General features: G+C 55.7%; 1 protein-coding gene. It reads right to left on the bottom strand.

Annotated elements, in window-relative coordinates; all coding sequences use genetic code 11:
* Positions 1 to 267 (bottom strand): DUF433 domain-containing protein (locus GXO74_02170; GenBank protein ID NOZ60463.1); only part of this gene is annotated, 267 nt, incomplete at its 3' end.
* Positions 268 to 291: the final 24 nt, after the last annotated feature.

Genomic DNA, 291 nt, shown 5'->3' with positions numbered 1-291 from the left:
GGATGGATTGCGTTGCTGCTCCAGCCAGGCTTGTTCGCCATGCGCTCGCCACTTCGCCAGATACTCGTCTACCTTATTCTTGTTGTGCAGGTAGTAGGTAATCGTCGCGTACACCTGCTCCAACGTCAGTGTGGGGTAGCGGACCGCAATCTCTTCCGGACTGGCTCCCTCGAGATAGTCGTCCAATACCGTCTCTATGCCAACCCGTGTCCCTTTGATGCGGATGTCCTCCGGGCTCACGAACTCAAAGTAGCTTTCCAGTTCCATGACGCTCTCCTTGACCACATCCTG

The sequence above is a fragment of the Calditrichota bacterium genome (assembly GCA_013152715.1).
GTDB lineage: Bacteria > Zhuqueibacterota > Zhuqueibacteria > Thermofontimicrobiales > Thermofontimicrobiaceae > 4484-87.
Note: the sequence above shows the minus strand (reverse complement) of the source record. Positions and strands in the feature narration are given on the sequence as shown.